This window comes from Citrobacter sp. Igbk 16, from assembly GCF_028069755.1.
In the GTDB taxonomy this organism is placed as follows: Bacteria; Pseudomonadota; Gammaproteobacteria; order Enterobacterales; family Enterobacteriaceae; genus Citrobacter.
In genome coordinates this window covers 22,299-34,031 of the sequence record NZ_JANEWJ010000027.1, presented here as the reverse complement: position 1 = coordinate 34,031, position 11,733 = coordinate 22,299, and the positions used below count along the sequence as shown (strand labels likewise).

Genomic DNA, 11,733 nt, shown 5'->3' with positions numbered 1-11,733 from the left:
ACGCTCCTGAAGATTCACTCTCTTGCCGCCTTGAGGCAACTCGAATGATTTTGAGTAAAGGTGTAATTTGTAGGCCTGATAAGATGCAGGAGCATCGCCATCAGGCAAAAAATTATGCGTCGTGTGTGATGACTGCCGGGATGGTGTCATCCTTACGTAATGTCAGAATTTCACAGCCGTTTTCCGTTACCACAATAGTATGCTCGTACTGAGCAGACAAGCTGCGATCTTTGGTTTTCACCGTCCAGCCGTCTTTCATGGTGCGGATACGGTAATCACCGGCATTCAGCATCGGTTCTACGGTGAAGGTCATGCCCGGCTGCAGTACCACACCGCCGTCGTCTGCATCGTAGTGCAGGACCTGAGGTTCTTCATGGAAGCCGCGACCGATACCGTGGCCGCAGTATTCACGTACTACAGAGAAGCCTTCACCTTCTGCGTATTTCTGAATTGCAGCACCCAGGGTACGTAGGCGAATACCCGGTTTTACCATACGCAGCGCCAGATACAGGCTTTCCTGCGTTACGCGGCACAGACGCTCGCCAAGAATGGTCGGTTTACCGACGATAAACATTTTGGACGTATCGCCGTGGTACTCGTCTTTAATCACGGTGACGTCGATGTTGACGATATCACCCTCTTTCAGGTGCTTAGCGTCATCCGGGATCCCGTGGCACACGACTTCATTAATAGAGATGCACACGGATTTCGGATAACCGTGATAACCCAGGCACGCGGAAATCGCCTGCTGTTCATTCACGATGTAGTCGTTACAGATGCGATCCAGCTCGCCGGTGCTCACGCCCGGTTTGATAAACGGTTCGATCATCTCCAGCACTTCGGCTGCCAGACGGCCAGCGACGCGCATTTTTTCGATTTCTTCAGGAGTCTTAATTGAGATAGCCATGAATTCTGTCCATCAGTGTCGATTATTTCGACAATAATTGTGTAAGTGCCGTCAATGGTATCAGTCTGGAGTGTACCCTGCCAAATTGAGAATCATTCTGAACTTCGCCTTTCGTGCCACAAATGCGTTGGCTACATTTTTTCACCCTGGTTACTTACTGGCCGTAAGCTCCCGGGGATTCAAAAATTTGCCGCCTGTCTGTAACACGAAATTCATCGTTCAATCCAGCACAGACCGCCAACAATTATTGGTGTCGGTGGCGTATTTGTGGTATAAAGCGCGCCGGACTTCCGATCCATTCGAAGACTACACACGATGGACGGGAGCGACAAATCTCACTTTGTGTAACAACACACACGTATCGACACATATTCCGGGGTGCCCTTTGGGGTCGGTAATATGGGATGCGTGGAGGCTTAACCCCAACTTTTATATATAGAGGTTTTAATCATGGCAACTGTTTCCATGCGCGACATGCTCAAGGCTGGTGTTCACTTCGGTCACCAGACCCGTTACTGGAACCCGAAAATGAAGCCGTTCATCTTCGGTGCGCGTAACAAAGTTCACATCATCAACCTTGAGAAAACTGTACCGATGTTCAACGAAGCTCTGGCTGAACTGAACAAGATCTCTGCTCGTAAAGGTAAAATCCTTTTCGTTGGTACTAAACGCGCTGCAAGCGAAGCGGTGAAAGACGCTGCTAACAGCTGCGATCAGTTCTTCGTGAACCATCGCTGGTTGGGCGGTATGCTGACTAACTGGAAAACTGTTCGTCAGTCCATCAAACGTCTGAAAGATCTGGAAACTCAGTCTCAGGACGGTACTTTCGAAAAGCTGACCAAGAAAGAAGCGCTGATGCGCACCCGTGAGCTTGAGAAACTGGAAAACAGCCTGGGCGGTATCAAAGACATGGGCGGCCTGCCGGACGCTCTGTTCGTAATTGATGCTGACCACGAGCACATTGCTATCAAAGAAGCAAACAACCTGGGTATCCCAGTATTTGCTATCGTTGATACCAACTCTGATCCGGACGGTGTTGACTTCGTTATCCCGGGTAACGACGACGCAATCCGTGCTGTGACCCTGTACCTGGGCGCTGTAGCTACTACCGTTCGTGAAGGCCGTTCTCAGGATCTGGCTTCCCAGGCGGAAGAAAGCTTCGTAGAAGCTGAATAATAAGGCACGCTCGTTAGAGCCCCCTTATAAACCAGGTAGTATCACGTTTGGTTAGGGGCCCTTCAGGCCCCTTTTTCACTTTTAAATCTGTGCGGTTTCATGCCGGGCAGATCAAATCTTCCGAGGATTTTAGAATGGCTGAAATTACCGCATCCCTGGTAAAAGAGCTGCGTGAGCGTACTGGCGCAGGCATGATGGATTGCAAAAAAGCACTGACTGAAGCTAATGGCGACATCGAGCTGGCAATCGAAAACATGCGTAAGTCCGGTGCTATCAAAGCAGCGAAAAAAGCAGGCAACGTTGCTGCTGACGGCGTAATCAAAACCAAAATCGACGGCAATATCGCTTTCATTCTGGAAGTTAACTGCCAGACTGACTTCGTTGCTAAAGATGCTGGTTTCCAGGCATTTGCTGACAAAGTACTGGACGCTGCCGTTGCTGGCAAAATCACTGATGTTGAAGTTCTGAAAGCACAGTTCGAAGAAGAACGTGTTGCTCTGGTTGCTAAAATCGGTGAGAACATCAACATCCGTCGCGTTGCTTCCCTGGAAGGCGAAGTTCTGGGTAGCTACCAGCACGGTGCTCGTATCGGTGTTCTGGTTGCTGCAACTGGCGCTGATGAAGAACTGGTTAAACAGCTGGCAATGCACATCGCCGCAAGCAAACCAGAATTCGTTAAGCCGGAAGACGTTTCTGCTGAAGTAGTAGAAAAAGAATACCAGGTTCAGCTGGACATCGCGATGCAGTCTGGTAAGCCGAAAGAAATCGCAGAGAAAATGGTTGAAGGCCGCATGAAGAAATTCACCGGCGAAGTTTCTCTGACTGGTCAGCCTTTCGTAATGGATCCGAGCAAATCTGTTGCTCAGCTGCTGAAAGAGCACAACGCTGACGTAACTGGTTTCATCCGCTTCGAAGTGGGTGAAGGCATCGAGAAAGTTGAGACTGACTTTGCAGCAGAAGTTGCTGCGATGTCCAAGCAGTCTTAATTTTAAAAGGAGCCGCCTGAGGGCGGCTTCTTTTTGCGTCCGACTTGTAAATTCAGCTAAGCGCTATAGTGGTAAGGCTGAAAAGCGACATACAATGTCGCTGGAATTAACTCATCTCATTCGTTGACAGTCTCAGGAAAGAAACATGGCTACCAATGCAAAACCCGTCTACAAACGTATTCTGCTTAAGTTAAGTGGCGAAGCTCTGCAAGGTTCAGAAGGCTTCGGTATTGATGCAAGCATACTTGACCGTATGGCTCAGGAAATCAAAGAGCTGGTCGAGCTGGGAATCCAGGTTGGCGTAGTGATCGGTGGTGGTAACCTGTTCCGTGGTGCTGGTCTGGCGAAAGCAGGGATGAACCGCGTTGTGGGCGACCACATGGGCATGTTAGCCACCGTAATGAACGGTCTGGCGATGCGCGATGCGCTTCACCGCGCCTATGTGAACGCTCGCCTGATGTCCGCAATTCCTCTGAACGGCGTGTGTGATAACTACAGCTGGGCAGAAGCGATCAGTCTGCTGCGTAACAACCGCGTGGTTATTTTGTCCGCTGGTACTGGCAACCCGTTCTTCACTACCGACTCCGCAGCCTGCCTGCGTGGTATTGAAATTGAAGCGGATGTGGTTCTGAAAGCCACTAAAGTTGATGGTGTGTTTACCGCCGATCCGGCTAAAGATCCAACAGCAACCATGTACGAACAGTTGACCTATGCTGAAGTACTGGATAAAGAACTGAAAGTGATGGATCTGGCTGCGTTCACGCTGGCTCGTGACCACAAATTACCGATTCGTGTCTTCAACATGAACAAACCGGGTGCGTTGCGCCGCGTTGTGATGGGTGAAAAAGAAGGCACGTTAATCACGGAATAATTCCCGTTGCGGCTAAATGCAGGTAATATTCCGCTTTAATGTCGCGGGATACGTCCCTCAAAATTAATCAAGACTATACTTGTCACACCTTGCGTGGTGGGTATGGTCTGACTGAAACAAGCTTTCAAGGATTCGTAACGTGATCAACGATATCAGAAAAGATGCTGAAGTACGCATGGACAAATGCGTCGAAGCGTTCAAAAATCAAATCAGCAAAATTCGCACGGGTCGTGCTTCTCCCAGCCTGCTGGATGGCATTATCGTGGAATATTACGGCACGCCGACTCCGCTGCGCCAACTGGCAAGCGTAACGGTTGAAGATTCCCGTACCCTGAAAATCAACGTGTTTGACCGCTCTATGGGTCCTGCTGTTGAGAAAGCAATTATGGCTTCCGACCTCGGTCTGAACCCAAGCTCAGCGGGCTCTGACATCCGCGTTCCGCTGCCACCGCTGACCGAAGAGCGTCGTAAAGATCTGACCAAGATCGTACGTGGTGAAGCTGAAGGCGCGCGTGTTGCTGTGCGTAACGTACGCCGTGATGCCAACGACAAAGTGAAAGCGCTGCTGAAAGATAAAGAGATCAGCGAAGATGACGATCGCCGTTCTCAGGACGACGTACAGAAACTGACCGATGCTGCAATCAAGAAAGTTGATGCGGCGCTGGCAGAGAAAGAAGCGGAACTGATGCAGTTCTGATTCGCCTGTACGCTAAAAACGCCGCTTAGAAGGCCTGAGAAGGCTGGATGGCGGCGTTTTGCTTTTTTATCCTGTCTCAATTCTTCTGGATGTCTCATGAAGCAATTAACCATCCTGGGCTCAACCGGCTCTATTGGTTGCAGTACGCTCGATGTAGTACGTCATAACCCGGATAAATTTCGTGTTGCTGCGTTGGTAGCGGGTAAAAATGTCGCCCGTATGGTGGAGCAATGTCTGGAGTTTTCACCCCGTTACGCGGTGATGGATGACGAAAAAAGTGCAGCGCTGGTGAAAGCCGCATTGCGGGATCATGGAAGTCGCACCGAGGTTATGTGCGGGCAGCAGGCTGCCTGTGATATGGCTGCGTTGGATGATGTCGATCAGGTTATGGCGGCGATAGTCGGCGCGGCAGGTTTGTTGCCAACACTTGCGGCAATCCGCGCGGGCAAAAACATTTTGCTGGCGAATAAAGAGTCTCTGGTAACCTGCGGACGTCTGTTTATGGACGACGTGAAACGCCATAAAGCGCAGCTTTTGCCGGTAGATAGCGAACATAACGCGATTTTTCAGAGTTTACCGCAACCTATCCAACACAATCTGGGATACGCTGACCTTGAGCAAAACGGCGTTGTGTCTGTTCTGCTTACCGGGTCTGGTGGCCCTTTCCGCGAAACGCCATTGCACGATCTGGCTCTAATGACACCCGATCAGGCATGCCGTCATCCGAATTGGTCGATGGGACGAAAAATTTCCGTCGATTCCGCCACCATGATGAATAAAGGTCTGGAATACATTGAAGCGCGTTGGTTGTTTAATGCCAGTGCAAGCCAGATGGAAGTGCTGATCCATCCACAGTCGGTTATTCACTCTATGGTCCGTTATCAGGATGGCAGCGTCCTGGCCCAATTGGGTGAGCCTGATATGCGCACACCTATCGCCCATACAATGGCATGGCCGGAACGTGTGAGCTCTGGCGTTAAGCCTGTCGATTTTTGCAAACTCAGTGCGTTGACGTTTTCCGCACCTGATTATCAGCGTTATCCGTGCCTGAAACTGGCGATGGACGCGTTTGAGCAAGGACAGGCTGCGACAACTGCGCTGAATGCCGCTAATGAAATTACCGTTGCCGCATTTTTGGCGCAGCAGATTCGATTTACGGATATCGCCGATCTCAATTTATCCGTACTGGATAAGATGGATTTGCAGGAACCGCAGAGCGTTGATGATGTGCTGAGGGTCGATGCTATCGCCAGAGATGTCGCGACAAAACAAGTGACACGACTCTCAAGCTGATGATAATCCCCCTGTGGGGGATCGTGCTATTTGTTAGCGTTGGGCTTCAGTGATATAGTCTGCGCCACCCGATCGCAGGTATTTGCTTTTTTTCGATCGGGTAAGCCGTGGTTTGACACGGCTTTTTTGTGGATGCACAAAATCATTCAGGTTGCATCAAGGCGGCAAGTGAATGAGTTCCCTGGAGCATACAAATAGTATGTGACAGGGGCGAATAAGCACAGCCAACGAAGAGGCAGCCTGAAGGATGAAGCGCAAAGGCTTCAGTATTCCTGAGTACCGTATAATCCTTTCAGGGACTAAAAACGCGTTATGTTGTCTGCAACTAAACCATTAAGCGAAAATTTGCCAGCACATGGTTGTCGCCATGTCGCAATTATCATGGATGGCAATGGCCGCTGGGCGAAAAAGCAAGGGAAGATCCGCGCCTTTGGGCATAAGGCCGGAGCAAAATCCGTCCGCCGGGCTGTCTCTTTTGCTGCCAATAACGGTATTGATGCGTTAACGCTGTATGCCTTTAGCAGTGAGAACTGGAACCGACCAGCGCAGGAAGTCAGTGCGTTAATGGAGTTGTTTGTGTGGGCACTTGATAGCGAAGTGAAAAACCTGCACCGCCATAACGTGCGCCTGCGTATTATTGGGGATATCAGTCGATTTAACACACGTTTGCAAGAACGGATTCGCAAGTCGGAAGCGCTTACCGCCCAGAATACCGGGTTAACGCTGAATATTGCCGCGAATTACGGCGGACGGTGGGATATTGTCCAGGGCGTCAGGCAACTGGCACAACAGGTGCAGGAAGGTCTGTTGCGTCCGGAGCAAATTGATGAAGAGATGCTTGGTCAGCAAGTTTGTATGCATGAGCTGGCTCCTGTGGATTTAGTGATAAGGACTGGGGGAGAGCATCGAATTAGTAATTTTTTGTTGTGGCAAATTGCCTACGCCGAACTTTACTTTACGGATGTTCTCTGGCCCGATTTCGATGAACAAGACTTTGAAGGTGCGCTACATGCCTTTGCTAATCGTGAGCGTCGTTTCGGCGGCACCGAGCCCGGTGATGAAAAAGCCTGATGGGGGTCGCTTTTGCTGAAGTATCGCCTGATTTCTGCTTTTGTTTTAATACCCGTTGTCATCGCGGCGTTGTTTTTGTTGCCGCCGGTGGGGTTCGCCATTGTTACGCTGGTCGTCTGTATGCTGGCCGCGTGGGAATGGGGACAGTTAAGCGGTTTTGCCACTCGTACACAGCGAGTCTGGTTGGCGGTTTTGTGCGGGCTATTGCTGGCACTGATGCTGTTTTTGCTGCCTGAGTATCATCATAACATTCACCAACCGCTGGTTGAGGTGTCGCTTTGGGCGTCGCTGGGCTGGTGGGCCGTGGCGCTATTACTGGTGCTGTTTTACCCCGGTTCAGCCTCGGTCTGGCGTAATTCCAAAACATTACGCATAATTTTCGGCGTGTTAACCATTGTTCCTTTCTTTTGGGGAATGCTGGCGCTACGTGCCTGGCACTATGATGAGAATCATTATAGTGGCGCGCTATGGCTGCTCTATGTCATGATCCTCGTTTGGGGAGCGGATTCAGGTGCGTATATGTTTGGTAAGATGTTTGGCAAACATAAACTGGCGCCGAAGGTTTCTCCTGGTAAAACCTGGCAGGGTTTTATTGGCGGACTTGCCACTGCAGCTGTAATCTCGTGGGGTTATGGTATGTGGGCGAATCTTGAAGTTGCGCCTGTCACCTTGCTCATTTGCTCCATCGTTGCAGCCCTGGCCTCCGTGCTGGGTGACCTGACCGAGAGTATGTTTAAGCGTGAAGCAGGTATTAAGGACAGTGGTCACTTAATCCCAGGACACGGTGGTATTCTGGATCGTATTGACAGCCTGACGGCTGCGGTGCCGGTCTTTGCTTGCCTGTTGTTACTGGTATTCAGGACGCTCTAACGGATGGTCTTATGCTGAGTATTCTCTGGAATCTGGCTGCATTCATCGTTGCACTTGGTGTACTTATCACCGTGCATGAATTTGGTCATTTCTGGGTTGCACGGCGCTGCGGAGTCCGCGTCGAGCGCTTTTCCATTGGCTTTGGAAAAGCGCTTTGGCGCCGTACCGATAAACAGGGTACGGAATACGTTATCGCCTTAATCCCCCTCGGCGGTTACGTCAAAATGCTGGATGAGCGCGCTGAACCAGTTGTACCGGAGCTGCGCCACTACGCTTTCAACAATAAAACAGTTGGGCAGCGCGCGGCCATTATTGCTGCAGGCCCGATTGCAAATTTCCTCTTCGCTATTTTTGCCTACTGGCTGGTCTTTATCATCGGTGTCCCTGGCGTTCGCCCGGTTGTTGGTGAAATAACACCCAACTCGATTGCTGCCCAGGCGCAAATTCAGCCAGGTACGGAACTAAAAGCGGTTGATGGTATCGAAACCCCTGATTGGGATACCGTCCGATTGCAACTGGTATCCAAAATTGGCGATGAGCATACGACCATCAGCGTGGCGCAGTTTGGCAGTAACCAGCGACAGGACAAAACGCTGGATTTACGCCATTGGGCATTTGAGCCAGACAAAGAGGATCCCGTCTCTAGTTTGGGCATTCGTCCACGTGGTCCGCAGATTGAACCGGTGCTGTCAGAAGTGCAGGTTAACTCCGCGGCAAGTAAGGCGGGTTTGCAAGCTGGCGACAGGATCGTTAAAGTCAATGGTCAGCCGCTGACGCAATGGATGACGTTCGTGACGTTGGTGCGCGATAATCCTGATAAGCCGCTAGCGCTAGAAATTGAAAGACAAGGGAATTCCTTGTCTTTGACGTTAACCCCGGATTCAAAACCGGGTAACGGAAAGGCCGAAGGTTTTGCGGGCGTAGTGCCTAAAATTATCCCTCTGCCTGATGAGTATAAGACTGTACGCCAGTATGGGCCATTCAGCGCCATCCTCGAAGCCTCGGATAAAACGTGGCAGTTGATGAAGCTAACGGTCAGTATGCTGGGAAAATTGATTACCGGTGATGTAAAACTGAACAACCTCAGTGGGCCGATTTCTATCGCCCAGGGGGCTGGGATGTCAGCGGAGTTCGGGGTTATTTATTACCTGATGTTCCTTGCGCTTATCAGCGTGAACTTAGGGATAATTAACCTGTTTCCGTTGCCCGTTCTTGACGGGGGGCATCTGCTGTTCCTGGCGATTGAAAAGCTGAAGGGCGGTCCGGTATCCGAGCGGGTTCAAGACTTTAGTTATCGCATTGGCTCTATCTTGCTGGTGTTGTTAATGGGGCTTGCACTTTTCAATGATTTCTCTCGGTTGTAAGAGAGTGTTAGGAAGAACGCATAATAACGATGGCGATGAAAAAGTTGCTCATAGCGTCGCTGCTGTTTAGCAGCGCCACCGTATACGGTGCTGAAGGGTTCGTAGTGAAGGACATTCATTTCGAAGGCCTACAGCGAGTCGCCGTTGGTGCGGCTCTCCTCAGTATGCCGGTGCGCACAGGCGACACGGTTAATGATGAAGATATCAGTAATACCATTCGTGCTCTGTTCGCCACCGGTAACTTTGAGGATGTCCGCGTCCTGCGCGATGGTGATACCCTTCTGGTTCAGGTAAAAGAACGTCCGACGATTGCCAGCATCACTTTCTCCGGTAACAAATCGGTAAAAGATGACATGCTGAAGCAAAACCTCGAGGCGTCTGGCGTACGTGTTGGCGAGTCTCTGGATCGCACAACGCTTGCCGATATCGAAAAAGGCCTGGAAGATTTCTACTATAGCGTCGGTAAATACAGCGCCAGTGTGAAAGCGGTGGTAACGCCGTTGCCGCGTAACCGCGTTGACCTCAAACTGGTCTTCCAGGAAGGCGTTTCGGCGAAGATCCAACAGATCAATATCGTCGGCAACCACGCCTTCACAACCGACGAGCTTATCTCTCACTTCCAACTACGCGATGAAGTACCGTGGTGGAACGTGGTGGGCGATCGTAAATACCAGAAACAGAAACTGGCCGGCGACCTTGAAACCCTGCGCAGTTACTATCTGGATCGCGGTTATGCTCGCTTCAATATCGATTCCACGCAGGTTAGCCTGACGCCGGATAAAAAAGGTATCTACATCACCGTTAACATCACAGAAGGCGAGCAGTACAAGCTTTCTGGGGTCCAGGTGAGTGGTAACCTGGCTGGACACTCTGCCGAAATTGAGACCCTGACGAAAATCGAACCGGGTGAACTCTATAACGGCACCAAAGTGACCAAAATGGAAGATGATATCAAGAAGCTTCTGGGACGCTATGGTTATGCCTACCCGCGTGTACAGTCGCAGCCTGAAATCAACGATGCAGACAAAACCGTTAAATTGCGTGTAAACGTGGATGCGGGTAACCGTTTCTATGTGCGTAAGATCCGTTTTGAAGGTAACGACACTTCGAAAGATTCCGTACTGCGCCGCGAAATGCGCCAGATGGAAGGCGCCTGGTTGGGCAGCGATCTGGTTGACCAGGGTAAAGAGCGTCTGAACCGTCTGGGTTACTTTGAAACTGTCGATACCGATACTCAACGTGTTCCGGGCAGTCCTGATCAGGTTGATGTGGTCTATAAGGTGAAAGAACGCAACACCGGTAGCTTTAACTTCGGTGTGGGTTACGGCACTGAAAGTGGCGTAAGCTTCCAGGCGGGCGTTCAGCAGGATAACTGGTTAGGTACCGGTTATTCAGTCGGGATTAGCGGCACCAAAAACGACTATCAGACCTATACTGAGCTGTCTGTCACCAACCCGTACTTCACCGTCGATGGTGTGAGTCTCGGTGGTCGTGTCTTCTATAACGACTTTGAGGCAGATGATGCAGATCTGTCCGACTATACCAACAAAAGCTATGGTACGGACGTAACGCTGGGCTTCCCGGTCAACGAATACAACACGTTGCGCGCAGGCCTGGGTTATGTGCATAACAAACTGTCCAACATGCAGCCGCAGATTGCGATGGATCGTTATCTTGATTCAATGGGACAAGATGATACCAGCAGCTTTGCCGCAGATGACTTTACCTTCAACTACGGTTGGACCTACAACAAGCTGGACCGTGGGTATTTCCCTACGGAAGGTACGCGTGTCAACCTGAACGGTAAAGTGACTGTTCCGGGTTCTGATAACGAATACTATAAAGCGACGTTGGATACGGCGACCTATGTGCCGATCGATGACGACCACAAATGGGTGGTTCTGGGACGTACCAAGCTGGGCTATGGTGATGGCATAGGTAGTAAAGAGATGCCGTTCTATGAGAACTTCTACGCGGGTGGTTCCAGCACCGTGCGTGGCTTCCAGTCCAATACTATCGGCCCGAAAGCCGTCTATAAGAACGGGGCTTATTCTGGCGATAGAGACAATAATGACAACTACGAAGAGTGTACGGGCGCTGCGCTGTGTAAATCAGACGATGCAGTCGGCGGTAACGCCATGGCTGTAGCCAGCTTGGAATTCATCACACCTACGCCGTTTATCAGCGATAAATATGCTAACTCGGTGCGTACCTCCTTCTTCTGGGATATGGGTACCGTGTGGGATACGAACTGGCAGAACACTGCCGACACTCGTGCACTTGGCGTGCCAGACTACAGCGATCCGAATAATATCCGTATGTCTGCGGGTATCGCGTTACAATGGATGTCCCCATTGGGGCCGTTGGTTTTCTCCTACGCCCAACCGTTCAAGAAGTACGATGGAGACAAAGCGGAACAGTTCCAGTTTAACATTGGTAAAACCTGGTAATTGTTCTTCGCAAAGGAATGTAGTGGTAGTGTAGCGATGACTTTAGGC

The 11,733-nt window shown here is 50.6% G+C and carries 10 protein-coding genes; 9 read left to right on the top strand and 1 reads right to left on the bottom strand.

Features of this window, described 5'->3' with window-relative positions; translation table 11 throughout:
- Nucleotides 1-112: 112 nt before the first annotated feature.
- Nucleotides 113-907, bottom strand: a complete 795-nt coding sequence (map, locus tag NNO03_RS16915) for a type I methionyl aminopeptidase (RefSeq protein ID WP_271442001.1) — start codon at nt 905-907, stop codon at nt 113-115.
- A gap of 450 nt (nt 908-1,357) precedes the next feature.
- Here map and rpsB point away from each other — a divergent pair, with 450 nt between their 5' ends.
- From rpsB to bamA, 9 genes are all read left to right on the top strand, one after another.
- Nucleotides 1,358-2,083 carry a 30S ribosomal protein S2 gene (rpsB, locus tag NNO03_RS16910; RefSeq protein ID WP_005132117.1) on the top strand — a complete coding sequence of 242 codons (726 nt, stop codon included), beginning with the start codon at nt 1,358-1,360 and terminating at the stop codon, nt 2,081-2,083.
- Nucleotides 2,084-2,217: 134 nt separating this feature from the next.
- Nucleotides 2,218-3,069 carry a translation elongation factor Ts gene (tsf, locus tag NNO03_RS16905; RefSeq protein ID WP_271442000.1) on the top strand — a complete coding sequence of 284 codons (852 nt, stop codon included), beginning with the start codon at nt 2,218-2,220 and terminating at the stop codon, nt 3,067-3,069.
- Nucleotides 3,070-3,214: 145 nt separating this feature from the next.
- On the top strand, nt 3,215-3,940 hold the full coding sequence (gene pyrH, locus NNO03_RS16900; protein ID WP_005132114.1) for a UMP kinase: 726 nt from the start codon (nt 3,215-3,217) through the stop codon (nt 3,938-3,940).
- 139 nt (nt 3,941-4,079) lie between these two features.
- On the top strand, nt 4,080-4,637 hold the full coding sequence (gene frr, locus NNO03_RS16895) for a ribosome recycling factor (RefSeq protein ID WP_005132113.1): 558 nt from the start codon (nt 4,080-4,082) through the stop codon (nt 4,635-4,637).
- Nucleotides 4,638-4,733: 96 nt separating this feature from the next.
- Nucleotides 4,734-5,930 carry a 1-deoxy-D-xylulose-5-phosphate reductoisomerase gene (ispC, locus tag NNO03_RS16890; RefSeq protein WP_271441999.1) on the top strand — a complete coding sequence of 399 codons (1,197 nt, stop codon included), beginning with the start codon at nt 4,734-4,736 and terminating at the stop codon, nt 5,928-5,930.
- A 312-nt stretch (nt 5,931-6,242) separates the two neighbouring features.
- On the top strand, nt 6,243-7,001 hold the full coding sequence (gene ispU, locus NNO03_RS16885) for a (2E,6E)-farnesyl-diphosphate-specific ditrans,polycis-undecaprenyl-diphosphate synthase (protein ID WP_040230029.1): 759 nt from the start codon (nt 6,243-6,245) through the stop codon (nt 6,999-7,001).
- 12 nt (nt 7,002-7,013) lie between these two features.
- Nucleotides 7,014-7,871: a phosphatidate cytidylyltransferase gene (cdsA, locus tag NNO03_RS16880; RefSeq protein ID WP_048212646.1), complete on the top strand. Its 858-nt coding sequence runs from the start codon at nt 7,014-7,016 to the stop codon at nt 7,869-7,871.
- An 11-nt stretch (nt 7,872-7,882) separates the two neighbouring features.
- Nucleotides 7,883-9,235, top strand: coding sequence for a sigma E protease regulator RseP (rseP, locus tag NNO03_RS16875; RefSeq protein ID WP_271441998.1), 1,353 nt, complete (start codon nt 7,883-7,885; stop codon nt 9,233-9,235).
- 29 nt (nt 9,236-9,264) lie between these two features.
- Nucleotides 9,265-11,685, top strand: coding sequence for an outer membrane protein assembly factor BamA (bamA, locus tag NNO03_RS16870; protein WP_202039452.1), 2,421 nt, complete (start codon nt 9,265-9,267; stop codon nt 11,683-11,685).
- Nucleotides 11,686-11,733: the final 48 nt, after the last annotated feature.

Excerpts from the sequence above, each read along its gene's own strand:
- map (WP_271442001.1), bottom strand. The coding sequence starts at position 907 with ATGGCTATCTCAATTAAGACTCCTGAAGAAATCGAAAAAATGCGCGTC.
- rpsB (WP_005132117.1), top strand. The coding sequence starts at position 1,358 with ATGGCAACTGTTTCCATGCGCGACATGCTCAAGGCTGGTGTTCACTTC.
- tsf (WP_271442000.1), top strand. The coding sequence starts at position 2,218 with ATGGCTGAAATTACCGCATCCCTGGTAAAAGAGCTGCGTGAGCGTACT.
- pyrH (WP_005132114.1), top strand. The coding sequence starts at position 3,215 with ATGGCTACCAATGCAAAACCCGTCTACAAACGTATTCTGCTTAAGTTA.
- ispC (WP_271441999.1), top strand. The coding sequence starts at position 4,734 with ATGAAGCAATTAACCATCCTGGGCTCAACCGGCTCTATTGGTTGCAGT.
- ispU (WP_040230029.1), top strand. The coding sequence starts at position 6,243 with ATGTTGTCTGCAACTAAACCATTAAGCGAAAATTTGCCAGCACATGGT.
- rseP (WP_271441998.1), top strand. The coding sequence starts at position 7,883 with ATGCTGAGTATTCTCTGGAATCTGGCTGCATTCATCGTTGCACTTGGT.
- bamA (WP_202039452.1), top strand. The coding sequence starts at position 9,265 with ATGGCGATGAAAAAGTTGCTCATAGCGTCGCTGCTGTTTAGCAGCGCC.